We start from the raw sequence: 25,054 nt of genomic DNA, 5'->3' as shown, positions 1-25,054 counted from the left end.
TCGCCGGCGATGTCGAGAACCCGGGACCGGCTCCGTCCTCGCGGTGAGGGCGGCCAGAATGGGTCGCCCCGCACCGAGGAGAGACACCACGATGGCCAAGTACCTGCTGCTCAAGCACTACCGCGGCGCCCCGGCGGCGGTCAACGACGTGCCCATGGACCAGTGGACGCCGGAGGAGGTCTCGGCGCACCTGCAGTACATGCGCGACTTCGCGACCCGGCTGGAGGGGACCGGCGAGTACGTCGAGGGCCAGGCGCTCGCCCCCGAGGGGACGTTCGTCCGTTACGACGGCGAGGGACGCCCGCCGGTCACCGACGGCCCGTTCGCCGAGACCAAGGACCTCATCGCCGGCTGGATGGTGATCGACGTCGACAGCTACGAACGCGCGCTCGAGCTGGCCGGGGAGCTGTCGGCCGCCCCGGGGGCGGGCGGGAAGCCGATCCACGAGTGGCTCGAGCTGCGCCCGTTCTACGGCGAGCCGCCCACCATCACCGAATGAGCGCTCCGGTGGACGAGGCCCTGCTCCGCAGCCTCACACCGGGCGTGCTCGGGGTCCTCGTCCGTCGCGGGGCCGACTTCGCGACGGCCGAGGACGCCGTGCAGGACGCGCTGGTCGAGGCGGTCCGCGCCTGGCCCGCCGGCCCGCCGCGGGACCCGAAGGGCTGGCTGGTCACCGTGGCGTGGCGCAAGTTCCTCGACGCCACCCGGGCGGACACGGCCCGCCGGCGGCGCGAGGACCTCGTCGAGGAGGAGCCGGCACCCGGTCCCGCCGCCGCCGTGGACGACACGTTGCAGCTCTACTTCCTGTGCGCGCACCCGTCGCTGACGCCGTCGTCCGCGGTCGCGCTCACGCTGCGCGCCGTCGGCGGGCTGACCACCCGCCAGATCGCCCAGGCCTACCTGGTGCCCGAGGCGACGATGGCGCAGCGCATCAGCCGGGCCAAGCGCACGGTCGCGAGCGTGCGGTTCGACCGGCCCGGCGACGTCGCCACCGTGCTGCGCGTCCTCTACCTGGTCTTCAACGAGGGGTACTCCGGGGACGTCGACCTCGCCGCCGAGGCCATCCGGCTCACCCGGCAGCTCGCAGCGGTGATCGATCACCCCGAGGTGGCGGGGCTGCTCGCCCTCATGCTGCTCCACCATGCCCGCCGCGCCGGCCGGACCGCCCCCGACGGCGGCCTGGTGCCGCTCGCCGAGCAGGACCGCGGCCGGTGGGACACCACGGCGATCGCCGAGGGCGTCACGATCCTGCAGGCGGCCCTGGCCCGCGACCGGCTGGGCGAGTTCCAGGCCCAGGCCGCCGTCGCGGCGCTCCACGCCGATGCGCAGACCGCCGGGGAGACCGACTGGCCGCAGATCGTCGAGTGGTACGACGAGCTGGAGCGGCTGACCGACAGCCCGGTCGTCCGGCTCAACCGCGCGGTGGCCGTCGGCGAGGCCGACGGACCGCGCGCCGGGCTGGCGGCGCTCGCGGCGCTGGACGACTCGCTGCCCCGCCACGCGGCGGTGGCGGCGTACCTCCACGAGCGCGACGGCGACCTGGCGACGGCGGCGCGGCTGTACGCCGAGGCCGCCCACAAGGCCCCCAACCTCGCCGAGCGCGCCCACCTGACCCGCCAGGCCGCCCGGCTCAACGCCCGCCGGAGCCGCTGACGGGGAGCGCTCGGGCCAGCCGTTCCACGGTCTCGAGCTCACCCGGACCGCCCAGGGGTGCGACCACCACGTGGCCGGCCCCCGCGGCCTCCTGCTCGCGCAGCCGCGCGACCACCCGCTCGACGCCGCCCCAGGCGACCGTCGCGTCGACGAGACCGTCGGAGAGGTCTCGGATGTCGGCGTCGGCGAAGCCCATCCGGGAGAAGGCCGCCGCGTAGCCGGGCACGGTGGCGAGGAAGCCCAGTACCTCCCGCGCCGCCGCGCGCGCCGGCCCCGGGTCCTCGTCGAGGACGACGAGCTGGTCGACCACGAGCGCCGGTGCGGCGCCGAGCCGCTCCCGGGCCCAGGTCGTGTAGCCGGGGTCCACCAGCAGCGTGACGGCGCCGCCGAACCGCTCCCGGGCCACGTCCAGCTTGCGCGGGCCGAGCGCCGCGAGCAGCAGGCGCTCCCGCGGCACCGCGCCGTCCAGCTCGTCCAGTGCACGTCCCAGTGCCGCGATTCCCCCGGTCTGCTTGCCGAGACCCACCACCAGGCGTCCCGGCGCGAGCCGCTCGGCCTCCGCGTACAGCTCGGCGATCGCCTCGGGCCCGTGCACGTCGAGCGGGATGATCCCCGGCACCACGGCGATCCGGGTCGTGGCCCGCAGGATCCGCAGCAGCGGTTCGAGGGTCGGGAGCTGCCCGCCGGCCACCCAGATCGCGGTGTAGCCCAACCGTTCCACGGCGTCCGCGTGCGCCTCCAGATCCTCGCCCACGGAGAGCGCGACCCCGTACCGGCCCAGTCCATCGATCATGACAGCGACGCTAGGACCTGAACCGAGCTTCAGGTCAACCGTCCTCGTCCAGGAGGGCGCGCAGCAGCGTGCGCTCCTCCTCGGGGACGTAGCCGGCGTAGTACTCGTAGAGCGACTCGCGGGCCAGCCGGGCGGCGCGGGCTCCCTCCCGGCGGCGCACGGCGTCGAGCACGTCGCGGTGGTGCTGCAGCGATCGCTCCATGACCTCACGCCGGTCCGGGGCGTCAGCGATCTTCTGCGAGATCAGGCCCAGGACGACCCCCCGCACGACGTCGCTGCACACCTGGATCAGCATGTTGCGGCTCGCCCGCGCCACCGTGTCGTGGAACGCGACGTCGGCGTGGCTGAACTCCTCGTGGCCGCGGTCGAGCGCGGCCTCCATCCCGGCCAGGGCGCTGCCCATCGCCGCCAACTCGTCGTCGCTGGCGAACGTGGCCGCGAGCAGGTTCGCCGAGCCCTCGAGCAGCATCCGGAACTGGACGAGCTCGGCGAGCCCCACCTCGTCCACGCGCACGAGCCGGGTGACCGACTTGTGCAGTGTGGCCGGGGAGAACGGCAGCACCTCCGGGCCGCCCCGGTCGCCGGGGCGCGAGCGCACCAGGCCGTCGCTCGCGAGCACCCGCAGCGCCTCGCGCACGGTGGAGCGGCTGACGCCGAACTGGGCGGTCATCTCCCGCTCGCTGGGCAGCCGCTCACCGGGCCGCAGCTGGCCGCGGAACACCCGGTCCTCGACCTGTTCGACGATGCTCTCGTAGGCGCGGACCGGCCGCACCGGCTCGAACGGCCTGCTCCCTGAATCCGCCACGTGTGCGTGCTCCGCTCGTGCTTGACCCACTGGACCGCCCATGACACCGTAGCCGCTCGGTGAGTCCACTGGTCAGACCAGTTGTGGGAGGATCCTCCAGGTGACGCGTTCGCTCCTCCGTCCGGGCGTCCTACTGCTGGCCGGCGCCCTGCTCGCGGCCGGCTGTTCCGCGGGATCGACGGCCTCCTCCGGCGCCGCCCCGGGCAGCCCGGACGCCCCACTGCGGATCGGGCTCACCGCCGAGCCGGCCAACCTCGACTTCACCCGCACCGACGGCGCGGCGATCCCCGAGGCGCTGCTCGTCAACGTCTACGAGGGCCTCGTCCAGCTGAACCAGCAGACCGGCGAGATCGAGCCGGCACTCGCCGAGTCCTGGACGGTCAGCCCGGACGGGCTCGGCTACGACTTCACGCTCCGCGACGGAGTGACGTTCTCGAACGGCGAGCCGTTCACCGCCGACGACGTGAAGTTCAGCATCGAGCGGGTGAAGTCCGACGCGTGGACCGTCTCGCTCAAGAGCGGCATGGACGTCGTGTCGGGGGTCGAGGTCGTGTCCCCGACCGAGGCCCGGGTGACGCTGAGCCGGCCCAGCAACAGCTGGCTCTTCCGGATGACCACCCGCATCGGCGCGATGTTCGACGCCTCCGGCGTGGCCGACCTCGCGAACACCCCCGTCGGCACGGGCCCCTACCGGGTGTCGGAGTTCCGCCGGGGCGACGCGCTCGTGCTGGCCCGGCGCGACGACTACTGGGGCGAGAAGCCCGCGATCGCCCAGGTCGACCTGCAGTACTTCGACGACGCCACCGCCGCCGTCAACGCCCTGCTCACCGACGGCATCGACGTGATCGGCACCGTGCAGGCACCCGAGGCGCTCGCGCAGTTCGACGGGGATCCCCGCTTCCAGGTGATCGAGGGCACGACCAACGGCGAGGTCACCCTCGCCATGAACAACGCCGCCGGCCCCACGAGCGACCCGCGGGTGCGCCGCGCCATCGCGATGGCGATCGACCACCAGGCCGTGCTGAACACGGCGTGGGCGGGCCGCGGCACCCTGATCGACACGATGGTCCCGCCGACCGACCCCTGGTACGAGCCGCTGCCCGACGTCACCCCGTACGACCCCGACGCGGCCCGGGCGCTGCTCGCCGAGGCAGGCACGCCGAACCCCTCGCTGCGGTTCCGGATCGCCAACCTGCCCTACGCCGTCGCGGCGGCGCAGGTCGTGCAGAGCCAGCTCGCGGCCATCGGGATCCAGACCCGGATCGAGCCGCTGGAGTTCCCGGCCCGCTGGCTCGACTCGGTCTTCAAGAACGCCGACTACGACCTCTCGATCGTCTCCCACGTCGAGCCGCGCGACATCCGCACCTTCGGCGACCCGACGTACTACTGGCGCTACGACAACCCGGAGGTCCAGCGGCTGCTCGCCGACTCCGAGACCGGCAGCCAGGAACAGCAGATCACCGATCTGCGGCAGGTCGGGCGGCTGATCGCCGAGGACGCGGCGGCCGACTGGCTCTTCCTGCTCCCGAACCTGATCGTCGCGGACACCGACGTGCAGGGCCTGCCCCAGAACCGGATCGGCGAGGCCCTCGATCTCACCGCGCTCTCGCGCGGCTAGCCGTGCTGCTGCAGCTCGTCCGCCGCACCGCGGTGTTCGTCGTCAGCCTCGTGGTGGCGTCCGTGGTCGTGTTCGCGTTCATGTCCGTGCTGCCCGGCGACCCGGCCCGCGTGGCGCTGGGTGTGAACGCCACGGAGGACGCGGTCGCGGCCACGCGCGCGGCGTTCGGCACCGACCGGCCGCTCGTCGTGCAGTACCTGGACTGGGTCAGCGGCCTGCCCGTCGGGGACTTCGGCCGCTCCTACGTCACCCAGGTCGACATCGGGCCGCAGATCGTCGACCGGCTGCTCGTCACGACCTGGCTGGTCCTGTCCGGGATGGCGGTGGCGCTCGCCGTGGCGCTGCCCCTCGGCGTGCTCGCCGCGGTGCGCCACCGGCGGGCCAGCGGCACCGCGATCACGGCGTTCAGCCAGGTCGGCGTCGCGGTGCCGAGCTTCCTCGCCGGCATCCTGCTCGTCACGGTCTTCGCGGTGCGGCTGGGCTGGCTCCCCTCCGGCGGGTGGACGCCACCCGCCCAGGACCCCGTGGACTTCCTGCGGAAGCTGCTGCTCCCGGCCCTCGCGCTCGGACTCGTGCAGGGCGCCGTCCTCACCCGGTACGTCCGCTCCGCCGTCCTCGACGTGCTGCGCGAGGACTACCTGCGCACCGCCCGCTCCAAGGGCCTCCCCCCCGGCCGGGCGCTGGTGCGGCACGGGCTGCGCAACGCCGCGATCCCGGTGGTCACCGTGCTGGGCCTGCAGCTGGCGACGCTGCTGGTGGGCGCCGTCGTGGTGGAGCGGGTGTTCGTCATCCCCGGGCTGGGCAGCCTCCTGCTGGACGGCGTCGCCAACCGCGACCTGCTGCTCGTGCAGGGCGTGGTGATCGTGATCGTGCTGGCCGTGCTGGTCGTCAACTTCCTGGTGGACGTGGCCTACACGGTGCTGGACCCGCGCCTGAGGCGGGCGACGTGACCCGCATGCCGGCCGCGCTCGTCGCCGGCGGCGGGATCGTCGGGCTCGTCGTGGCGGCGGCGCTGGTCTCGTTCGTCTGGACGCCCTACGACGCCGTCCAGGTCGACCCGAACGCCCGCCTCGCGGCGCCGGGCCTCGCCCACTGGCTGGGCACCGACACCTTCGGCCGCGACGTCGCGAGCCAGCTCCTGGTCGGGGCCCGCACCACGCTGTTCGTCGGCGTGGTTGCCGTCGGGCTGGCGGGCGTGATCGGCACGCCGATCGGCATCCTGGCGGCGATGGGGCCGGGGTGGCTCTCCGAGCTCGTGATGCGCGGCAACGACCTCGTGCTCGCGTTCCCCGCGCTGCTGCTCGCGATCATGTTCGGGGCGGTGTACGGGCCGAGCACGCTCACCGCGATGGTCGCGATCGGCATCGCGACGGTCCCGTCGTTCGCCCGGCTCGCCCGCGGCGGGGCGATGCAGGTGCTCGCCACCGAGTACGTGCTCGCCGCCCGCTCCGCCGGGCGCCCACCCACGGCCATCGCCGCCCGGCACGTCCTGCCCAACATCGCCGGGATCCTGCTCGTGCAGGCGTCGGTGTCGTTCGCGATCGCGGTGCTCGCCGAGGCGGCGCTGTCGTTCCTCGGCTTCGGCACCCGACCGCCGACCCCGTCCTGGGGGCGGATGCTGCAGGAGGCGCAGCAGCTGCTCTACCTGAAGCCCGAGCTGTCGCTGTGGCCGGGACTCGCGATCGCGGTGGCGGTGCTCGGCTTCAACCTGCTCGGCGACGGGCTGCGGGACCGGTTCGACCCGAGGCTGCGTCGATGAAGGGCGTCCTCGAGGTCGACGGCCTGGACGTCGCCACGTCCGACCTGCGGCTCGTCTCCGACGTGTCGTTCACGATCGCGGCGGGTGAGCGGGTGGGGCTGATCGGCGAGTCCGGCTCCGGCAAGTCGCTCACCGCGCTCGCGATGCTGGGCCTGCTGCCCGAGGGGGTGCACGCGGGCGGGTCGGTACGGCTCGCCGGCGTCGGCCACGACCTCGTCGGCGCGCCGGAGCAGCGCATGGCCACCGTGCGCGGCGCCGCGATGACGATGGTGTTCCAGGAGCCGATGTCGGCGCTCAACCCGTCGATGCGGGTGGGCGACCAGGTGGCCGAGGTGATGCGCCTGCACGGGACCCGGCCCGACCGCGGGGCCGCCCGCGCGGCGGCCGTGGAGTTGCTCGACCGCATGCACCTGCCCGAACCCGAGCGGCTCGCCCGCGCCTACCCGCACCAGCTCTCCGGCGGGCAACGCCAGCGCGTCATGATCGCGATCGCGCTGGCCAACGGCCCGTCGGTGCTCCTCGCCGACGAGCCGACCACCGCGCTGGACGTCACGGTGCAGGCCCAGGTGCTGGACCTGATCCTCTCCGGCGTGGCCGAACGCGGCGCGGCGCTGCTCTTCATCACGCACGACCTCGCCGTCGTCGCCACGGTGTGCGAGCGGGTGCTGGTCATGTACGGCGGGCGGATCGTGGAGTCCGGCCCGGTGCACGAGGTGTTCACGCGCCCGCGCCACCCCTACACGCAGGGGCTGCTCGCGGCGTCCGACCTGACCGACCTCGACGGCGACGGCCGGCTGCGCACCATCCCCGGCTCGGTGCCGGCCTCGGGCCGCTTCCCCGACGGGTGCGTGTTCCGCACCCGCTGCCCGGACGCCGCCGACGACTGCGCGGTCGTCCCCGGGTGGAGCGAGCAGAACGGCGGCGGCTATGCGTGCCACCACCCGGTGGGCGTCGCCGAAGTTCAGGAAAGCCACATTCCTGTGCTGCAGGTTCATGAATGTGGCTTTCCTGAACCTCCGCAGCCGCTGATCGAGGTCCGCGACCTGCACCGCACCTACCGGCGACCCCGCACCTCGCTGGGGCAGGCACCGACCCCGGTTCACGCACTGCGGGGCGTGTCGTTCGACATCGCGGAGGGGCAGCGGTTCGGGCTGGTCGGCGAGTCCGGGTCGGGCAAGTCGACGCTGATCCGGCTGCTCGCCGGGCTCGACTCCCCCACCTCCGGGACGATCACCTTCGACGGCCGCGACGTCGGTGGGCAGCCGGAGCGGCGCCTCGGGTTCCTGCGCGAGCGGCTGCAGGTGGTGTTCCAGGACCCGATGGGCTCCCTGGACCCACGGATGCGGGTGCGCGACATCGTCGCCGAGCCGCTCGCCGGGCGCCACGAGCCGGACGTGCGCGGCCGGGTGGCGGAGCTGCTCGCCGCCGTCGGGCTGCCGGCGGACGCGGGCGACCGCTACCCGCACCAGTTCTCCGGCGGGCAGCGCCAGCGCATCTCGATCGCGCGGGCGCTCGCGCCCCGGCCGTCCGTCCTCGTGGCCGACGAGCCGGTGAGCGCCCTGGACGTGTCGGTGCGCGCGCAGATCCTGAACCTGCTCGCCGACCTCGTCGAACGGTTCCGGCTCACGCTGGTGTTCGTCTCGCACGACCTGTCGGTCGTACGCCACGTCTGCGACACGATCGCCGTGCTGCACCGCGGCGAGCTGGTCGAGCTCGGCCCGTCGGCGCAGGTGGCCGGCGCGCCCGAGCACCCGTACACGCGGCGGCTCGTCGCCGCCGTCCCCACGATCCGCGGAGCCCTGGCCGGACGGACCGCCTCCGACCTCGCCCGCGGGGCACCGGAGGAGTTGCCGTGAGACACCCGGTCGACGAAGAGGCAGTCGTCGCGCTCACCCGCGACCTCGTGCGCCTGCGCACGGTGAACGAGAACGGCTTCCGGGAGGCGCCCGCCGCGGCGCTGGTGGCCGAGACGATGCGGTCGTTCGGCTGGGACCCGCAGATCACGGAGGTCGCGCCGGGCCGGCCGAACGTCGTCGCCGTCGTCGAGGGCGGTGGCGGGCCGGGGCGCACGCTCGCGTTCGAGGGGCACACCGACGTCGTCACCGAAGGCGACCCGGACCGCTGGAGCGTCGACCCGTACGGCGCCGAGATCCGCGACGGCCGGCTCTACGGCCGCGGCTCCGCGGACATGAAGTCCGGGGTGGCGGCGATGCTGCACGGCGTGCGGGCCCTGCAGCTCGCCGGGCCGTTCCCGGGCCGGGTGCTCGTCTGCGCGCTCGTCGACGAGGAGGGCCTCATGCTCGGGGCCAAGCACTTCGCCGGCACCGACCTCGCCCGCGGCGTCGACGGCGCGATCGTCTGCGAACCCGAGGAGGGCGAGATCTGCACGTCGGCCAAGGGGGCGGTGCGGATCCGGGTGGACCTCCTCGGCGCGATGGCCCACGGCGCCATGCCCCAGCACGGGCGCAACCCGCTGCCCGCGGCCGGGCGGCTGCTCGTCGCGCTCGTCGCGCTCCAGGAGGAGCTGCAGAAGGCGCATCCCGCGCACGAGCACCTCGGCGAGGTCTACGTGACCCCGACGGTGAGCCGCGCCGGCTCGCTCGACCAGATCAACGTCATCCCCGCCCGGGCGACCGTCGCCGTCGACGTGCGCACGATCCCCGGGGTCGACCACGCGGCGCTGGTGGGGCGGGTGCGCGAGCTCGCCGCCGCGGCCGGTGACCCGGACGGGGTCGCGGCCGAGCTGTCGGTCGTCGACGACCGCCCGTGCGTGGAGATCCCCGCCGACCACCCGCTGGTCACCGCGCTCGCCGCGGCCCACGAGGACGTGCTCGGCGAGCCCGCCCGCCACGGCGGCGTGCCCGGCGCCACCGACGGCACGATCCTCACCCGCGACGCCGGGATCCCCACCGTCGTCTACGGGCCGGGCGGGAAGTGGATCGCCCACCAGGCCGACGAGTTCGTGGAGGTCGAGGACATCGTGCGCTGCGCCCACGTGTACGCCGCGGCGGCCGATCGGTTCCTGCGGTGACCCCCGGCCTCCCGTTCCCCGAAGGCCTCCCGATCGGCGACGGCTGGGTACCGGCCGCGACGGCCGACGTCGTGTTCCCCCACGACGGCTCCGTCGTCGCGCCGGGTCCGGTCGGCACGGTCGACGACGCCTCGGCAGCGCTCGACGCCGCGCTCGCCGTCCGCTCCGAGGCGGCCGCGCTGCCCTCGCGCGTCCGCCGGGACGTGCTGCTCGCCACCCGGGACGCGCTCGCCGCCCACCGGGAGGACCTCGAAGAGCTGCTCGTCCTGGAGACCGGCAAGCCGCTCGTGGACTGCCGGGTCGAGGTCGACCGGTCGCTCGTCACGCTCGCCGCCGCGGCCGAGGAGGTCGCGCGGCTGCACGGCGAGACCGTGCCCCTGGACCTGCTGCCCTCCGGCGACGGGATGATCGGGTTCTGGACCCGGCGCCCGATCGGCGTCGTCGTCGGGATCACCGGGTTCAACTACCCGCTGCTGCTCGCCGCCCACAAGTTCGCCCCGGCGATCGCCGCCGGATGCCCGGTGATCGGCAAACCCGCGCCGCAGACGCCCCTCTCCACGCTCTGGCTGGTGCACGCGCTGCGCGAGGCCGGCCTGCCCCCGGCGATGGCCCAGCTCGTGACGGGGGACGCCGAGGTCGGCGCGCGGCTGGTGACCGACCCGCGGATCGGGGCCGTCTCGTTCACCGGCTCGGCCGAGGTCGGGCACCGGATCGCGCGCTCGGCCGCACCCCGGAAGGTGCTGCTGGAGCTGGGCTCGAACGCCGCGCTCGTCGTCGCCGCCGACGCCGACCTCGACGCCGCGGCCGCCGCGATCCTGCGCGGCGGGTTCTACGCGTCCGGGCAGGCGTGCATCTCGGTGCAGCGGGTGCTGGTGGAGGACGCGGTGGCCGAACCGCTGCTCGACCGGCTGGCCGCGGGCCTCGCGGACGTCCGGGTCGGGGACCCGCGGGACCCGTCCACCCAGGTCTCCGCGCTGATCGACCCCGGCTCGCAGAAGCGGGTGGACGAGTGGGTCGACGAGGCCGTCGCCGCGGGCGCGCGGCGGCTGGGCGACGGCGTACCGACCGTACTGGCCGATGTGCCGGACGGGGTGCGCGCCTGGGACGAGGAGGTGTTCGGCCCGGTGGTCTGCGTGCGCGCCGTACCCGACCTGGAGACCGCGTTCGACGCCGTCAACGACTCGCGCTACGGGCTGCACGCGAGCGTCTTCACCCGGTCGCTCTCCTCGGCCTTCCGCGCGATCGACCGCCTGGAGGTGGGCGGCGTCGTCATCAACGAGGTGCCGGGCTTCCGCTCGGACACGATGCCCTACGGCGGCGTGAAGGACTCCGGGATCGGGCGGGAAGGACCGCGCTTCGCGGTGGAGGAACTGACGGTGACGCGGATGGCGGTGATCCGCCCGTGAGCGCGGACTACGGACGGATGTTCTCCCTCGACGGCCGCCGCGCGGTGGTCGTGGGGGCCGGCAGCGGGATCGGGCGCGAGGCGGCCCGCGCGCTGGCGGCGCACGGCGCGGACGTGGTCTGCGCCGACCGCGACGCCGACGCCGCGGCCTCCACCGGGGCCGGGACCCCCTACCAGCTGGACGTCCTCGACCGGGAGGCGCTCTACCGCGCGGCCTCGGAGCTCGGCACCGTCGACGTGCTGGTGTTCACGGCGGCCACCAACGTGCGCAAACGGCTGCTGGACTACGCCGACAGCGAGTTCGACCGGGTCGTGGACCTGAACCTGCGGGCATCGTTCGACCTGGTGCGGGCGTTCGGCGGCCCGATGGCCGAGCGCGGCCGCGGGTCGGTCATCGGGTTCACCTCGATCCGGGCCGTCACGGTCGAGCCCGGGCAGGGGGTCTACGCGGCCACCAAGGCCGGCCTCGTGCAACTGCTGCGCACGGCCGCCGCGGAGCTGGGGCCGCGCGGGGTGCGGGTGAACGCGATCGCGCCCGGCGTCGTCGAGACGCCGCTGACCACCCAGATCCGCGCCGACCCCACGTGGGAGGCCGCCTACGCGGCGAAGAGCGCGCTCGGCCGGTGGGCGCAGCCGTCCGAGCTGGCCGGGGCCGTCGTGTACCTGGCCTCGGACGCGGCGAGCTTCGTGACCGGCAGCGTGCTGACGGTCGACGGCGGCTGGACGGCGGTAGACGGCCGCTACGACCCGCCCGGTCTCTGAGGCCCCGCCCCGGCGCCGAGCGCCGACCGTCACCCGTCGCCTGGGGTCAGGCGGCCTTGCGCTGCCGCCTCCAGCTGCGCCTGCAGGTCGTCCGGCAGGAGCTCGCCCTGGCGCAGGTAACCGGTGACGGCCGCGCGGAACACCTCGCTGAACCGAGCGTAGTGCGGCTGGGTGGGCCGGAGCTTCGCCGTGCCGAGCGCCTCCTCGAGGATCTCGACGTACGGGTACCGGTCGCGGACGGCCTGGTCGGAGTACACCACCGACCGGGTGGCGGGCAGGCCGCCGCGCTCGAAGAGGATCTGCTGGCTCCGGTCGCCGGTGAGGAACTCGATCAGGGCCTGCGCCGCGCGCGGGCGTTCGGAGTGGGCCGAGACCGCCAGGTTCTGCCCGCCCAGCACGCCGGTGCCGCCGGGCAGCGGCGCGACCCCGAACCGCACCGGGGCCGACCCCTCCAGGTCCTGGGTGAGCGACCGGTAGGCCCGCGGCCAGTTGCGCATGAACAGCGCGCGCCCGGACTGGAACAGCTGGATGCTCGCGTCCTCGTCGAGCTCGGGTACCCCGGTCGGCGCGATCACCCGCAGCCGTTCCAGGCCCTCGGTGATCGCGGCCTGCTGGTCGCGCACGACGACGTCGCCCGCGTCGTCCACGATCGACCCGCCGGCGCCCCGCACGGCCTCCAGGGCGTTGACGGTGAGGCCCTCGTAGTCGGCGAACTGCCCCGCGTACCCGTCGACGGCGTTCCCGGTGCGGGTGCGAGCGGCCTCGACCTGCTCCTCGAGCTCGTCCCACGTGCGTGGCGGCTCCTCGACCAGGTCGGACCGGTAGTAGAGCAGCCCGACGTCGGTGTTGAAGGGCAACGCCCGGAGCCGGCCGCCGTAGCGGCAGGTGGCGAGCGGCCCGTCGAGGAAGCCGCTCGTGGAGAGCCGGGACTCGTCCAGGCGGCGGATGTAGCCGTTCTCGGCGAACTCGGCCGTCCACGTGACGTCCAGGTTGAACACGTCGACCTCGCCGCGCGCGGCCTGCGCCCTGGCCAGCATCTCGCTCCGCTGGGCGTCGGCGAGGGCGGGCAGCTCGACGATCCGGGCCTGGTTGTCCGGGTGCACCTGGTTCCACTGGTTGACCAGCTGCTGGCGCTGCCCGCCGATGCTGTCGTCGCGGCCGGTGAGGATGACGATCGGGCCGTCCTCGAGCGCGTCCGGGTCGGTGAGCAGGCCCGGGAGGACCGTCGCAACCAGGGCGACCGCCAGCCCCGCCGCGATACCGGCACACGTCCAGACGAGCGGTCCGCGCGGGATGCGGATCATCAACGACCTCCCCAGAGCCCGGCCGTGGCGGTGCCCAGCGTGGTGTCGAGGTTCGTCAGGTCGGCGTCGAGGCACTCGCCCGCGGTGGCCGTGGTGACCGCGGAGAGGCCGGGGTCGGAGCAGCGGATCTCCCCGATCGTGACGACGACGACCCGCACGCCGCTGCCCGCGAGCGCCTCGGTGACGGCGCCGGCGCCGACACCGCTGCTGGTGTCCTCCCCGTCGGTGACCACGACGACGGCATCGACCTGGGCCGGGTCGTCCGGTTCGAGGGTTGCGGCCGCGTCGATCACGGTGCGGAAGAGCGGGGTGTTCCCGCCCGGCCGCACCTGGGAGAGCAGCTGACGGGCGGTGGCGAGCCGCGACGGGTCGAACGGGCCGACCGGCAGGGCCTCGACCGGCCCGGTGCCCGCGGCGTCCGGGAACGACCAGAGGCCGAACCGGTCGCGCGGGCCCATCTGCCCCAGCGCCGCGGAGACCGCGCCCGCGGCGACGACCGACCTCGGGCCTTCCGGCCCGGCGGCCGCCATCGACCCGGACGTGTCCAACGCGAAGATCACCCGGCCCCGCCGCTCCGCGGCCGCGTACGCCGCGCGGGTGGCGTCCCACTGCTGCGGCGGGATCGGCGCCACGGCCGGGAGCGCACCGGGATCGATGCCCGACGTGGTGAGCCCCGACCCCACGGAGTACGCGCCCACGGGCCGCAGGCCGCCGGCGACGATCGCCTCCCGTCCGGGGTCGGTGCGCAGCCACTCCCCGAACCGCGCGGCGGCCTCCTGTTGCGGCGGCTCGCTCCAGGACAGGCGGACGAACTGGTGGTCCAGGCCCCGGCTGTCCGACGGGTACAGCGCGACGAGGCGGCCCGGCTCGTCCGTGCGGGAGAGGCACGACCCGCCGAGCGGCGCACCCGTGTTGTACCGCACGACCTGCTGCTCGGAGGCGACGATCGCGGCCCGCGACCCCAGGGTGCGGTGCCGGCACAGCAGACCGAGCGTGTCGGTGAGCGGGAAGGCGCCCTGGTCGAGCGACTGCGCGATGCGCCGTTCGACCTCGGGCGGTTCGAGCCGGTCCGGGCTCGGGGGCCCGTCCCGGCCGCCCTGCCCGTAGAGCATCGCGGTGGCGAGCAGCCCGAGCTCCGTGGTGCTCGGATCGGCCCGCACGACCCCGACACCCCGATCGGTGAGGCGGGCGAACAGGCTGGCCCAGGGTGCGCCCCGGTCCGGGCCCGGGTCGGTCGAGGCCGGCACCGCCAGCACCACCGGCGAGACGGCGATCGGGGTGCTCGCGGCGACCGCCCCGCCGGCGCCGGCACCACCCAGGCCGGTGAGCTCGTGGCTCGTGCCGGCCAGCCAGACGTCGGGCCGCGGCCCGATCTCCTTCAGGGCGCCGGACTCGTCCGACCACCCGTCGGCCGAGCCCATCCGGGCGCGGATCTCCCCGACCGGGCCCGCGTACACGTAGACGTCGACGGCGGGGCAGCCGTAGTCCTCGGCGGCGGTCCACCGCTCGTACGCGCTCGCCAGCTGACGCGCCGTGGTGACGGTCTCCGGGCTCGCCACCACCCGCAGCTGGGTGGCCGGCGAGCAGCCGAGGAGCCGCACGGAGAGGCCGTGGACCACGTCCAGGGCCGGTGGCACCCCGACGGCGAGCACCGCGGTGAGCACGATCGACACGCCGATCGGGACGGCACCGTTCTTCAGCCATTTCAGGATCCACGGCAGCGCCTCGTCCTTGACCTCCCGCCAGCCGGCGAACGCCACGAGGGACGCCGTCAGCGATGCCCCGCCGATGATCTGGACCCAGTGGATGATCGTTTCCGGCGGGTTGGGCGTGATCGCCACGAGCACGATGCCGAGGACCGCGATCCCGAACCCCGCTGCCCGCTCGCCCGGCGTGGACGGGCGGCGGGACGGACCGGACGCGGAACCCCCATCCCCCGCGTCGGTCACGCGCTGCCCCCCGCTCCTCGGCGTCGAGTGAACGGACGAACGCGCCATCGCCCGATCGGTCACCCACCGTACTCAAGAGGTACGACAGTCACGACCCGGATCCCGGTGAGGCCCCCGCTGCACGAACGGCACTCTCGTCCGATAGAGCTGGACGAACGTGCCGTTCGTCCAGCGGGCGGGCGCTGCTAGTCCCCCAGTTCGCGCCTCCGGCGCGTCACGAACGCCGCCAGCTCCTCGCGGACCGCCTCGTCCAGGGGCGGGGGCTCGTACTCCGCGAGCTTCCTCCGCGCCACGTCGGCCGCGCGGGCCGCGGCGTCCTTCCCCCCGCCCCGCATCCAGCGGTCGTAGTTGTCCGAGCTGTTGACGAACGGGCGGTAGAAGCAGGTGCGGAAGCGCTCCATGGTGTGGGCGGCGCCGAGGAAGTGCCCGCCGTGGCGCACCTCGTCGTGGGCGCCGAACGCCAGCGACGCCTCGTCGATCTCGAGCGGCGTGAACTCCTGCTGCAGCATCTCCAGCACCTGGACGTCGAGCACGTACTTCTCGTACGACGCCACGAGCCCGCCCTCCAGCCAGCCGGCGGCGTGCATGACCCAGTTGATGCCCGCGAGGAACGTCGGGAGCATGGTCATCAGGCTCTCGTAGCCGGCCTGCGCGTCAGGGGTCTGGCTGGACGTCAGCCCGCCGCCGGAACGCACCGGGAGGCCGAACCGCCGGGCGATCTGACCCGTGCAGAGCAACCCGATAGCCGATTCGGGTGTTCCGAAACAGGGTGAACCGGACTGCATGTCGATGTTCGACAGGAACGACCCGAAGATCACGGGTGCCCCCGGCCTGATCAATTGTGACAACGTGATGCCGGTGAGCGCCTCGGCCATCTGTTGCGCAAGCGTCGCCGGAATGGAAACCGGCGACATCGCACCCATCAACAGGAACGGGGTGAGCACGACCGGCTGGCCCGCCGCGGAGTACTCGAACTGCGCTTCCAGCATCCGCTCGTCCCACCGCAACGGGGAGTTGCAGTTGATCAGGGAGATGGTGGCGGGAGTGGCCTCGATCGCCTCGCGGCCGCCGAAGAGGATCTCGGTCATCGCCAGCGTGTCGCGGGCGTTCGCCCCCGAGACGACGTTGCCCATGTAGATCTTGTCGGTGAGCGTCTGCAGGGCGTAGGTCATGTCGAGGTGCCGCGAGTCGAGCGGCGTGTCCTCGGGCTCGCACACCACCCCACCTGCGGAGTCGATGGCGTCGAAGCTCTGCGCGAGCTTGGCGAACGAGTGGAGGTCGGCGAGGTGCGCGTCGCGGCGGACGTCACCCTCGCGCACGAACGGTGGCCCGTACACGCTGCCGAAGACCATCGAGTCGTCGCCGATGTGCACCGTGTGAGCCGGGTTGCGCGCCTGCACGTCGAAGGACCGCGGCGCCTTCGCGACCTGCTCCAGGACGAAGTCCGGATCGAAGATCACACACTGGTCCTCGACCTTCTGACCGGCCTGCCGGAACAGCTCCAGCGCGCGCTCGGAATCGAACTCCACACCGATCTCGCTCACGATCCGTCGCCACCCACCCTCGAGGGTGGTCAGCGCTTCCCCGGAAAGGATCTCGTAGCGCGGCATGGCGTTGCGGAACATGCAGACCCCCTGCGGAACTCCCCGGAAAACGGGCCTTGACGAGGACCCGTGCCGGCAGGATCCTAACGGCATTCCTCGGAACACTGGTTCCATAACATGGAACTCTTGTGGGAACGGACTCGGGCGATGCCGACTCAACAACTGGGCAGCCAGGCCGTCGACCGTGCGAGCGCGCTGCTCGCGCTCGTGGTCGAGTCGGGCGCGCCGCGGACGTTCACCTCGCTCGTGGCCGAGCTGGGGCTCGCGAAGTCCACCACCTCGCGGCTGCTGCAGGCCCTGGAGCGCAGCAGGCTCGTGCAGCGCGACCAGAGCGGCGCGTTCCGGCCCGGCGCGCTGTTCTCGATCTACGCCGCCCGCCCCAGCGCGCTGCACGACCTCGTCGAGCTCGCCCGGCCCACGCTGGACCGGATCAGCGAGACCACCGAGGAGACGGTGAACCTGTCCGTGCCGCGCGGCCGGGAGGTCGTGCAGATCGCGCAGATCGACAGCCGGTACCTGCTCGGATCCACCAACTGGGTCGGCGTCGACGTGGCGGCCCACTGCACCGCGCTGGGCAAGGTGCTCTACGCGTACGGGGCGCTGCCGCTGCCGCCCGGGCACCTGGAACGGCGCACCGCACACTCCCCCGTCGACCGGGCGACGCTCGAGCACATGCTCGTCGAGGTGCGCCGGCGCGGCTGGGCCGTCTCGCTCGACGAGCTGGAGGTCGGGCTCGGCGCGGTGGCCGCCCCGGTCCGGGGCGTCGACGGGGCCGTGATCGCCGCGGTCTCGGTGTCCGGCCCCACCACGCGCATCAACGACCACGGGATCACCCGGCTCGGGGAAGTACTGGTCCACGAGCTGCGCGGGCTCTCCGCCCAGCTCGGCCACCATCTGGGAAGGGAAGTGTCCGCATGACCGGCGAGGAGATCCTTCGGGCGCTCTACGACGAGACCCTCGTCGGCAACGCGCCCCGGGTGCTGGAGCTCACCGAGCAGGGCCTCGACACCGGGATGGCGCCGGAGACGATGCTGTTCGAGGCGCTCATCCCGTCGCTGGAGGAGGTCGGCGCGCGCTTCGAACGCGGCGACTTCTTCGTGCCGGAGATGCTCATCGCCGGCCGCGCGATGGCCGGCGCGCTCGACCGGCTCCGCCCCCTGCTCGCCGAGACCGGCGCCCGGACCGTCGGCACCTTCCTGATGAGCACCGTGAAGGGCGACGTGCACGACATCGGCAAGAACCTGGTCAACATCATGCTCGAGGGCGCCGGCTTCCACGTCATCGACCTCGGCGTGCAGGTCTCACCGGAGAAGGTGGTGGCGGGCGTGCTGGAGCACAAGCCCGACATCGTCGGGTTCTCCGCGTTCCTCACCACGACCATGCCGATGTTCAAGGCCAACATCAACGCGCTGCAGAAGGCCGGCCTGCGCGACCAGGTGATCGTCATGGTCGGCGGCGCCCCCGTCACCCAGGAGTACGCCGACGCCGTCGGCGCCGACGGGTACGCCGCGGACGCCTCCACCGCCGTGCGCCGCGCCAAGGAGCTCATCGCCGGCAAGCGCGCGATGGTCGGAGTCTAGCCGTGCACACCACCGTCAGCTCCGCCACCCGCGAGGTCGTCCTCGGCCCCGACCAGCCGTTCTGCCTGATCGGCGAGCGGATCAACCCCACCGGCCGCAAGCTGTTCGCCGAGCGGCTGCGCGCCGGTGACCTCTCCCGCATCGCCGTGGACGTGGAGCAGCAGGTGGCGGGCGGCGCCACGATGCTCGACGTCAACATGGGGGTGCCGCTCGCCGACGAGGCCGAGCTGCTCTCCGGCGCCGTCACCATGATCCAGGAGCTCACCGACCTGCCGCTCTGCATCGACTCGTCCGTGGTCGAGGCGCTCGAAGCGGGTCTCGCGGCCTACCGCGGCAAGGCGCTGGTCAACTCCGTCACCGGCGAACGGGAGCGGCTCGACGCGATCCTGCCGCTCGTCAAGGAGCACGGGGCCGCCGTGATCGCCCTCCCCAACGAGGAGGACGAGATCCCCGACGACCCGCACAAGCGGCTGGAGATCACCCGCAAGATCGTCGACATCGCGGTCGGCGAGTACGGCATCCCCCTGTCCGACATCGTGATCGACCCGCTGGCCATGCCGATCGGCGCCGACTCCACGCTCGTCGGCAAGACCCTCGACACCATCGAGCTGATCCGCTCCGAGTTCGGCCTGAACATGACGCTCGGTGCGTCCAACGTGTCGTTCGGCATGCCGGACCGGCACGCGCTGGGCGCCGCGTTCCTGCCGATGGCGATGCGGTGCGGGCTCACCAGCGCGGTCATGGACGTGCGCACCCCGCAGATCGTCGAGGCGGTCAAGGCCGCCGACCTGCTGCTCGGCAACGACGAGTGGGGCGCGGCCTGGATCGCCGCGCACCGGGCGAAGAAGCAGCAGGCGGCGTCATGAACGACCGGGTGCGCATCTCCTACGAGGTCGACGGCGGTCGGGCCCGCGAGGTGCGGGTGCCGTCCGGCGTCACCCTGTTCGACGCCGCGAGCTGGAACGGCATCGCGATCGACTCCACCTGCGGCGGGCACGGCACCTGCCGCAAGTGCAAGGTCCGCGTCACGGACGGGGACGTCCCGGTCTCGCGGCTGGACCCGCGGGCGTTCGACGCCGACGAGCTGCGCGCGGGCTGGCGGCTCGCCTGCCGGGCACCCGCCACCGGCGACGTCCGCGTCACGGTGCCGCCGCTCGTCACCCGGCCGAAGGCGGCCACGGTGGGCGTCGGGCGGCAGGTGATCCTGCGTCCCGCGGTGCAGAAGCGGTGCGTGCAGCTGCCCGAACCCACCCTCACCGACCAGCGCACCGACCTCGAGCGGCTCCTCGCCGCGCTCGACGACCTGGAGCCCGCGGTCGACCTGCACGCACTGCGCGCCCTGCCCCGCGCCCTGCGCGCGGCGGACTTCCGCGTGACGGCCGTGCTGGTCGACGACGTGCTGATCGACGTCGAACCCGGCGACACCACCGGACGGATGTTCGGCATCGCGTTCGACCTCGGCACCACCACCGTCGTCGCCACGCTGCTCGACCTCACCACCGGCACGCCGACCGGCGTCGCGTCGATCCTCAACCCGCAACAGCCGCTCGGCGGCGACGTGATCACCCGGATCAGCGCCACCATGCTCGACCCGCAGGCGCTCGGCCGGCTCACCGCGCACGCCCGCGACGCCCTGAACCAGCTGGCCCACGAGCTCTGCGCGGGCGCGGAGGTCGAGCCGGCGGAGGTCTACGAGGTGGCGGTCGCGGGCAACGCCACGATGACCGCGCTCGCGCTCGGCATCGACCCCGAGCCGCTCGGGGTGGCGCCGTTCGTGATGTCCACCCGGTCGTTCGCGGGCCTACGCGCCGGCGACCTCGGGCTCGCCCTGCACCCGGCCGCGCGTGCGTACGTGTTCCCGGCGCTCGGCGCGTACGTCGGCGGGGACATCGTCGCCGGCGCGCTCGCGTCCGGCATGGACCGCGACAAGCGCGTCCGCCTGTTCGTCGACGTCGGCACGAACTGCGAGATCGTGCTGTCCGACGGCGAGCGCGTCCTCACCACGGCCGCGCCCGCGGGTCCCGCGTTCGAGGGCGCGCAGATCCGCTGCGGCATGCGGGCCGCGCCGGGCGCGATCGAGGGCGTCAAGATCTCCGACGAGGACGTGGCGGTCCAGGTGATCGGCGACGTCGTGCCGGTGGGGCTGTGCGGGTCCGGGCTGGTCGACGCCGTCGCCGCGCTGCTGAACGTCGGGCTGCTGGACGGTTCGGGACGCCTGCTGACCCGCGAGGCGGCAGAGGCACAGCGGCCGGGGCTCGCCGACCGGCTGCAGCTCGTCGGCGAGGAACGCGTGTTCGTGCTCGCGCCCGGCGTGTACCTGTCCCAGCGCGACGTGCGGGAGTTGCAGTTCGCCAAGGCCGCGATCGCCACCGGCTGGCGGCTGCTCGCGGAGGAGCTGGGGCTCGACCCGGCAGACGTGGCGCAGGTGCTGCTGGCCGGTTCGTTCGGCAGCTACCTGTCCCCCGCCGCCGCCGTCCGGATCGGCCTCGTCCCGGGGATCCCGGTCGTGCGGATCGTCAGCGCCGGCAACGTCGCGGGCGAGGGCGCCAAGATGGCCCTGCTCTCGGTACGGGAGCGGGCGGCCGCCGAGGCCCTGCTGGAGGAGGTGCGCTACGTCGAGCTCAGTGACCGGGAGGACTTCAACGACAGGTTCATCGACCAGCTGGCCTTCCCCACGTGAAGTTCAGGAAAGCCACATTCATGTACTCCAGGTTCATGAATGTGGCTTTCCTGAACCTCCCCGGACCGCGGTCGTCGCCTGCGGGGCCATCGCCTCCCACATCGCCTCGGTCGCCTCGCGGCGGGGGTGGGCCCTCGACGTCCATCCGCTGCCGCCGCTCCTGCACAACCGGCCCGAGCGGATCGCGGCCGCCGTCGAGGAGCGGGTCGCCGACTTGCTGGCCACCGACGCCGCCGTCGCCGTCGCGTACGCCGACTGCGGGACGTACGGGGCCCTCGACGAGGTGTGCGAGCGGCTCGGCGTGCCGCGGCTGCGCGGTTCCAGCTGCTACGACACCTTCGCCGGCGCCGAGCGCATGCGCGCGCTCCTGGAGGACGAGCCGGGCACGTACGTGCTCACCGACTACCTCGCGCTCTCCTTCGACCGGTCGGTGCTCCGGGAGCTGGGCCTGGACCGCCACCCCGAGCTGCGCGAGGAGTACTTCCGCCACTACCGGCGCGTCGTCTGGCTCGCCCAGCACCCGGTGCCGCGGATCCGGGCGGCCGCCGAGCGCGCGGCCGCATTCCTGCGCCTTCCGCTGGAGGTGGTCGACGTCGGCGAGGCCGGGCTGGAGGCCGAGCTGGAGCGGCTCCTCAGCGGCTGGTGGTCACCACCGTGCCCGGCCGGTCCTTCAGATCCGGCAGCAGCGCCGTGCCGAGCCCGGGCCCGGTGAGCGAGGTGATGTGCCCGTCGGCGACGGCCGGGAGCTCGGTGACCAGGTCGCGGTACCAGCCGAGGTAGGCCGCGCGCACGGTCTCCTGCAGGAGCGCGTTCGGTGCGGCCGTGGACAGGTGGGTGCAGGCGGTCAGGGCGACCGGGCCGGTGCAGTCGTGCGGGGCGACGGGCACGCCGCGGGCCGCGGCGGCGTCCGCCACCTTGCGGGCGACGGTGAGGCCGCCGCACCAGGTGACGTCGACGGTGGCGACGCCGATGGCCCGCTCCGCCAGCAGCCGCTGGAAGGCCTCCACCCCGGCCACCGTCTCCCCCGCCGCCACCCGGGTGGGTGTCGCGGCCGCGACGGCCGACAGCCCGTCGACGACGTCGGCGCGCACCGGGTCCTCGATCCAGAACGGGGTGTACTCCTCGAGCGCGTGCGCGATCCGGATCGCCGTCGGCACGTCCCACAGGGCGTGCAGCTCGATCATGACGTCCATCGTGTCGCCGACGGCGTCGCGGATCCGGCGGATCGGCTCCAGCCCCTTCGCCAGCTCGCCGGGTGTGATGAGCGCGCCGTCGTGCGCCTCGGCGTACGGGTCGAACGGCCAGATCTTCATCGCCGTGATGCCCGATTCGAGCAGGTCCTCGGCGAGCGCGTCGGGGTGGTGCAGCTGGGCGTGCAGGTCCTCGTACCGGCCCTCGGCCAGCCCCCAGTTCGCGACCTTCTGCCCGCCGGCGCCGCGGACGTAGGCCGGGCCGGCGCAGGTGTTGTAGGTCCGCACGCGGGGCCGCGTCATGCCGCCGAGCAGGACGTGCAGCGGCTGCCCGGTGGCCTGGCCGAGCAGGTCCCACAGGGCGATGTCGACGGCCGACCGGGCGCGGGTCTCCGCGCCGGAACCGCTGTAGCCGACGTAGCCGTGCAGGGCCCGGTTGTGCGCCTCGATCCGCAGCGGGTCCTTCCCGACCAGGTACGGGGCGACGGTCTCGTGCACGTGGGCCTCGGCCGCGCGCGCGGCGTAGAACGTCTCGCCGAGCCCGACCAGGCCGTCGTCGGTGTGCACCTGCACCCACAGCAGGTTGGGGAAGTCCTCGACGCGAACCGTCTCGACAGCGACGACCTTCATGCGGCCGACGATAGCCGTCAGCCCCCGTAGCGGCTGATCCGTTCGGGCCGGATGACGATGCGGACCAGGTCCAGCTGCATGAGCTCCCGGAACTCCGCGGCCTTCGCCGGGTCGTCGAGGTCCCAGTAGTGGTGTGCCAGGCGGTCCGCCAGCTCGGGGACGCCGTCCTCCTCGACGGTCGCGCTGCCGCTGACCGCGATCCACCTCGCCGGCTCGTCGATGTCGCCCGCCGCCACGATCGACGCCCGCGGGTCCCGGCGCAGCCGCCGGATCTTCGGCGACGCGGCCTCGGAGAACACCTGCACCAGGCCGTCCTCGGTGACCTCGAACCACACCGGCCGCGGCTGCGGGAACCCGGTGCCGTCGGGCACGGTGAGGAAACCCATCCGGGGCGTGGCCAGGAACTCCCGATCGGCCGCGGTGAACTCCACGCCGGTCCTCGTATCGCTCATTCAAACCCCTCGATCATGATCACCAACACGGTCGGTCACCCGGCCGTTCCCGGATGGCTACGGTAGGGATGTGCCCGACGAGTCCGCCGCCCGGTTCCTGCGTGTCTCCGACTCGGAGCGCGAGCACGTCGTCGGGCTGCTGCAGCGGGCCACCGGCACCGGCCTCCTCGACCTCGACGAGTTCACCCGCCGCGTCGACACCGCCCTCGCCGCGCACACCCGCGGCGAGCTGAACGCCGTGCTGCTCGACCTGCCCGGCCTGACCCACCCGGAGCGACCGGCGCAGGTCCCGATGCCCGCCCGCCCTCCCGTCCACCGGCCGGCCGCGACCGTGAGCGACACCGGCAGCGGCGACGGGATCCGCTGCATGCTGGGCTCGGTCAGCCGCCGGGGCGCCTGGGACGTGCCGGCGCACCTGGTCGTGCGCATCACCCTCGGCTCCGCCGAGCTCGACTTCACCGAGGCGGACATCCCGCACGACGTCGTCGACGTCGAGCTGGAGGTGGTGGCGGGCTCGGTGGAGATGCGCCTGCCCGCCGGGGCCCGCGTGGAGCACGGCGACCTGCAGGCCACCCTCTCCGGCGTCGAGAACCGCCTCCGACACCGCCCGGACGCACCGCAGGGCCCGCTGTTCCGCATCCGCGGCTCGGTGCGGGCAGGCGGGGTGGAGATCCGCCCGCCGCGCCGCACCCGCTGGTGGTGGCGGTAGGGCCGGCCGGCTCGTCGTCGCCGGCGGACCACCGAACGGTCCGCGCCGCCACCCGGATCAGCGCCTGACCGGCGTCCCGCGCTCGGCCCGGCAGAAGAAGATCACGGCCGGAGAACCAGTACCAAAGCTGTAGATCGTGATCATGTTGCTGATCGGCGGCGCGGGGCCGATGCCGTCGATGCGCGGGCATGATCCGAAGTATCGGTTGCCCATGGCTGCCCCCACGACAATGGCCAACCGATACTCGCGATCTTGACCGTGACCAGTTGTGGGAGCATCGCGGCGCCGGATTTCATGATCATGTCGACGTCAGCGGGGTGCGGTCTTGATCGAACCCCTCTCAGGTCTACCTCGTCCGGGATCGGCCGCCGGTGGGCGCGGTCGTCGGCTGGGGCGTCGCGTACGGCGGGGTGCCGGTGACCGCGCAGAACTGGATGACGGCCGCCGCACCGCAGGCCCGCGAGATGGTGTCGTCGCTCTACGCCGGGGTCTTCAACGCCGCCATCGCACTCGACGCACTCTGCGGCGGGCTCGTCGTCGACGGCGTCCGTGCCCCGGCCGTCCTGGTCTGGGCCGCCGTACTGGCGCTACTCGGCCGGCGCGGCGGGCCGCAGCGTGAACCCGAGCCAGGACAGGACGAGCAGGAGGACGCCGCCCGCGAAGAGCGCGATGTCCGCGACGTTGCCGATGAACCAGTCGAAGTAGGCGATGAAGTCGACGACGTGCCCCTGGCCGAACGATGGCGCCCGGAAGAGCCGGTCGAGCAGGTGCGTCACGGCGCCGCCGAGCAGCAGGCCGATGCAGACCGCCCACGGACGCGAGCGCACCTGCCAGGCGTAACAGCCGCCCGCCACCACGGCCCCCGCGGCGACGATGGTGAAGATCCACGTGCTGCCCGCGCCGATCGAGAACGCGGCGCCCGGGTTGTAGATCAGCTTGATGCCCAGGGCGTCGCCGAGCAGCGGCAGCCGCTCGCCTTCGGTCAGGTTCGTGGTGGCCCAGAGCTTGGAGAGCTGGTCGACGGCCAGCACCACCAGTGCGAGGCCGACCGCGATCCACGGTGCACCGCGCGTCCACCGCTGCGCGCGCGTGGCGGTCGCGGCCTGCTGCTCCATCACCCGCTCGATACT

At 73.6% G+C, this 25,054-nt stretch carries 24 protein-coding genes; 15 read left to right on the top strand and 9 right to left on the bottom strand.

What is annotated here, in order from left to right; all coding sequences use genetic code 11:
• The first annotated feature begins 91 nt into the window (after positions 1-91).
• Positions 92-499, top strand: coding sequence for a YciI family protein (locus ACU436_RS12545; RefSeq protein ID WP_459024741.1), 408 nt, complete (start codon positions 92-94; stop codon positions 497-499).
• Entirely contained in the window at positions 496-1,653 is a 1,158-nt protein-coding gene (locus tag ACU436_RS12540) for an RNA polymerase sigma factor (RefSeq protein ID WP_459024740.1), read from the top strand. The genes ACU436_RS12545 and ACU436_RS12540 overlap by 4 nt, the downstream gene beginning before the upstream one ends.
• Here ACU436_RS12540 and ACU436_RS12535 read toward each other — a convergent pair.
• Entirely contained in the window at positions 1,631-2,446 is an 816-nt protein-coding gene (locus tag ACU436_RS12535) for a TIGR03620 family F420-dependent LLM class oxidoreductase (protein WP_459024739.1), read from the bottom strand. The genes ACU436_RS12540 and ACU436_RS12535 overlap by 23 nt on opposite strands.
• Positions 2,447-2,480: 34 nt before the next feature.
• Complete coding sequence (locus ACU436_RS12530; protein WP_459024737.1) at positions 2,481-3,251, bottom strand: FadR/GntR family transcriptional regulator; 771 nt, start codon at positions 3,249-3,251, stop codon at positions 2,481-2,483.
• 100 nt (positions 3,252-3,351) lie between these two features.
• Here ACU436_RS12530 and ACU436_RS12525 point away from each other — a divergent pair, with 100 nt between their 5' ends.
• Genes ACU436_RS12525 through ACU436_RS12495 form a run of 7 tightly spaced genes read left to right on the top strand, consistent with a single transcriptional unit; the run spans position 3,352 to position 11,826 of the window.
• A complete protein-coding gene (locus tag ACU436_RS12525; RefSeq protein WP_459024736.1) occupies positions 3,352-4,869 on the top strand; it encodes an ABC transporter substrate-binding protein in 1,518 nt (505 codons plus the stop codon).
• Between the two features lie 5 nt (positions 4,870-4,874).
• Positions 4,875-5,819 (top strand): ABC transporter permease, encoded by a 945-nt coding sequence (locus ACU436_RS12520; RefSeq protein ID WP_459025690.1) that lies wholly within the window; start codon positions 4,875-4,877, stop codon positions 5,817-5,819.
• Between the two features lie 5 nt (positions 5,820-5,824).
• Positions 5,825-6,628 (top strand): ABC transporter permease, encoded by an 804-nt coding sequence (locus ACU436_RS12515; protein WP_459025689.1) that lies wholly within the window; start codon positions 5,825-5,827, stop codon positions 6,626-6,628.
• Positions 6,625-8,484 carry a dipeptide ABC transporter ATP-binding protein gene (locus ACU436_RS12510; RefSeq protein WP_459024734.1) on the top strand — a complete coding sequence of 620 codons (1,860 nt, stop codon included), beginning with the start codon at positions 6,625-6,627 and terminating at the stop codon, positions 8,482-8,484. The genes ACU436_RS12515 and ACU436_RS12510 overlap by 4 nt, the downstream gene beginning before the upstream one ends.
• Entirely contained in the window at positions 8,481-9,659 is a 1,179-nt protein-coding gene (locus ACU436_RS12505; RefSeq protein WP_459024732.1) for a M20 family metallopeptidase, read from the top strand. The genes ACU436_RS12510 and ACU436_RS12505 overlap by 4 nt, the downstream gene beginning before the upstream one ends.
• On the top strand, positions 9,656-11,065 hold the full coding sequence (locus tag ACU436_RS12500; RefSeq protein ID WP_459024731.1) for an aldehyde dehydrogenase family protein: 1,410 nt from the start codon (positions 9,656-9,658) through the stop codon (positions 11,063-11,065). The genes ACU436_RS12505 and ACU436_RS12500 overlap by 4 nt, the downstream gene beginning before the upstream one ends.
• 17 nt (positions 11,066-11,082) lie before the next feature.
• Positions 11,083-11,826, top strand: coding sequence for an SDR family NAD(P)-dependent oxidoreductase (locus ACU436_RS12495; RefSeq protein WP_459025688.1), 744 nt, complete (start codon positions 11,083-11,085; stop codon positions 11,824-11,826).
• Positions 11,827-11,855: 29 nt separating this feature from the next.
• On the opposite strand, the gene ACU436_RS12490 is transcribed toward ACU436_RS12495, so the two are convergent.
• The 3 genes from ACU436_RS12490 to ACU436_RS12480 all read right to left on the bottom strand — a co-directional run bounded on the left by ACU436_RS12490 (position 11,856) and on the right by ACU436_RS12480 (position 16,704).
• Positions 11,856-13,130, bottom strand: coding sequence for an ABC transporter substrate-binding protein (locus tag ACU436_RS12490; RefSeq protein WP_459024730.1), 1,275 nt, complete (start codon positions 13,128-13,130; stop codon positions 11,856-11,858).
• Positions 13,130-15,079 carry a vWA domain-containing protein gene (locus ACU436_RS12485; protein ID WP_459024728.1) on the bottom strand — a complete coding sequence of 650 codons (1,950 nt, stop codon included), beginning with the start codon at positions 15,077-15,079 and terminating at the stop codon, positions 13,130-13,132. The genes ACU436_RS12490 and ACU436_RS12485 overlap by 1 nt, the downstream gene beginning before the upstream one ends.
• A 185-nt stretch (positions 15,080-15,264) precedes the next feature.
• A complete protein-coding gene (locus ACU436_RS12480; protein ID WP_459024726.1) occupies positions 15,265-16,704 on the bottom strand; it encodes a trimethylamine methyltransferase family protein in 1,440 nt (479 codons plus the stop codon).
• 126 nt (positions 16,705-16,830) lie between these two features.
• Here ACU436_RS12480 and ACU436_RS12475 point away from each other — a divergent pair, with 126 nt between their 5' ends.
• Genes ACU436_RS12475 through ACU436_RS12455 form a run of 5 tightly spaced genes read left to right on the top strand, consistent with a single transcriptional unit; the run spans position 16,831 to position 21,655 of the window.
• A complete protein-coding gene (locus ACU436_RS12475; protein ID WP_459024724.1) occupies positions 16,831-17,601 on the top strand; it encodes an IclR family transcriptional regulator in 771 nt (256 codons plus the stop codon).
• Positions 17,598-18,263 carry a corrinoid protein gene (locus ACU436_RS12470; protein ID WP_459024722.1) on the top strand — a complete coding sequence of 222 codons (666 nt, stop codon included), beginning with the start codon at positions 17,598-17,600 and terminating at the stop codon, positions 18,261-18,263. Before ACU436_RS12475 ends, ACU436_RS12470 begins: the two co-directional genes overlap by 4 nt.
• Positions 18,264-18,265: 2 nt before the next feature.
• On the top strand, positions 18,266-19,129 hold the full coding sequence (locus ACU436_RS12465) for a dihydropteroate synthase (RefSeq protein WP_459024720.1): 864 nt from the start codon (positions 18,266-18,268) through the stop codon (positions 19,127-19,129).
• Complete coding sequence (locus tag ACU436_RS12460) at positions 19,126-20,943, top strand: ASKHA domain-containing protein (protein WP_459024719.1); 1,818 nt, start codon at positions 19,126-19,128, stop codon at positions 20,941-20,943. Before ACU436_RS12465 ends, ACU436_RS12460 begins: the two co-directional genes overlap by 4 nt.
• The gene (locus ACU436_RS12455; RefSeq protein ID WP_459024718.1) at positions 20,888-21,655 is read left to right on the top strand and encodes a DUF1638 domain-containing protein; all 768 of its coding nucleotides are present in this window, start codon (positions 20,888-20,890) and stop codon (positions 21,653-21,655) included. The genes ACU436_RS12460 and ACU436_RS12455 overlap by 56 nt, the downstream gene beginning before the upstream one ends.
• Here the strand turns inward: ACU436_RS12455 and ACU436_RS12450 are convergent.
• The gene (locus tag ACU436_RS12450) at positions 21,576-22,763 is read right to left on the bottom strand and encodes a mandelate racemase/muconate lactonizing enzyme family protein (protein ID WP_459024716.1); all 1,188 of its coding nucleotides are present in this window, start codon (positions 22,761-22,763) and stop codon (positions 21,576-21,578) included. The genes ACU436_RS12455 and ACU436_RS12450 overlap by 80 nt on opposite strands.
• A 17-nt stretch (positions 22,764-22,780) precedes the next feature.
• Positions 22,781-23,215 carry a pyridoxamine 5'-phosphate oxidase family protein gene (locus ACU436_RS12445; protein ID WP_459024714.1) on the bottom strand — a complete coding sequence of 145 codons (435 nt, stop codon included), beginning with the start codon at positions 23,213-23,215 and terminating at the stop codon, positions 22,781-22,783.
• A gap of 70 nt (positions 23,216-23,285) precedes the next feature.
• Here ACU436_RS12445 and ACU436_RS12440 point away from each other — a divergent pair, with 70 nt between their 5' ends.
• On the top strand, positions 23,286-23,924 hold the full coding sequence (locus tag ACU436_RS12440) for a DUF1707 SHOCT-like domain-containing protein (protein WP_459024713.1): 639 nt from the start codon (positions 23,286-23,288) through the stop codon (positions 23,922-23,924).
• Between the two features lie 57 nt (positions 23,925-23,981).
• On the opposite strand, the gene ACU436_RS12435 is transcribed toward ACU436_RS12440, so the two are convergent.
• Both ACU436_RS12435 and ACU436_RS12430 read right to left on the bottom strand, forming a co-directional pair.
• Positions 23,982-24,137, bottom strand: coding sequence for a hypothetical protein (locus tag ACU436_RS12435; RefSeq protein ID WP_459024711.1), 156 nt, complete (start codon positions 24,135-24,137; stop codon positions 23,982-23,984).
• A gap of 374 nt (positions 24,138-24,511) precedes the next feature.
• Complete coding sequence (locus ACU436_RS12430; RefSeq protein ID WP_459024709.1) at positions 24,512-25,039, bottom strand: signal peptidase II; 528 nt, start codon at positions 25,037-25,039, stop codon at positions 24,512-24,514.
• Positions 25,040-25,054: the final 15 nt, after the last annotated feature.

It is taken from the genome of Pseudonocardia wallangbongensis, from assembly GCF_054486945.1.
This window is presented reverse-complemented; position numbering and strand designations above follow the sequence as displayed.